Source organism: Rhizorhapis sp. SPR117 (genome assembly GCF_021742065.1).
The window spans coordinates 1-338 of sequence record NZ_JAKKIE010000255.1 but is presented as its reverse complement, the minus strand read 5'-3'; the positions used below and the strand labels follow the sequence as shown (position 1 = coordinate 338).

Below are 338 nucleotides of genomic sequence, written 5' to 3'. Positions count from 1 at the left end.
AACAGTATTGATCCAAAGTCGCTCAGATAGGTTTCGTAGCTCGGATTTACATTGATGCTCCATTTTGGAGCCCTGGGCAGGTTAAGAAATGTTGCATCCTCGCCAATGCCGTCGTTGTCGAGATCGGAGATGAATTCCTTATATTTTGCATCAAGATAACCAACCGATGCGGTAAGGCGTAATTGCGGCGTAATGATCGCAGTCAGCTCTGCCTCAATCCCCTTGATCTCAACCTTACCGGCGTTCTCGACAAATGTGTCAAACCCGGCCCCGCCCACCGCAGGGCGCGTCTGCACTGTCTGCAAGTCATCATAATTGGTATAAAAACCAGCGAGGTT

At 49.4% G+C, this 338-nt stretch carries 1 protein-coding gene; it reads right to left on the bottom strand.

The genetic code is table 11. The annotated features are described in order from the left end of the window. Window positions 1-338 (bottom strand): TonB-dependent receptor domain-containing protein (locus L3X40_RS22675; RefSeq protein ID WP_237367496.1); only part of this gene is annotated, 338 nt, incomplete at both ends.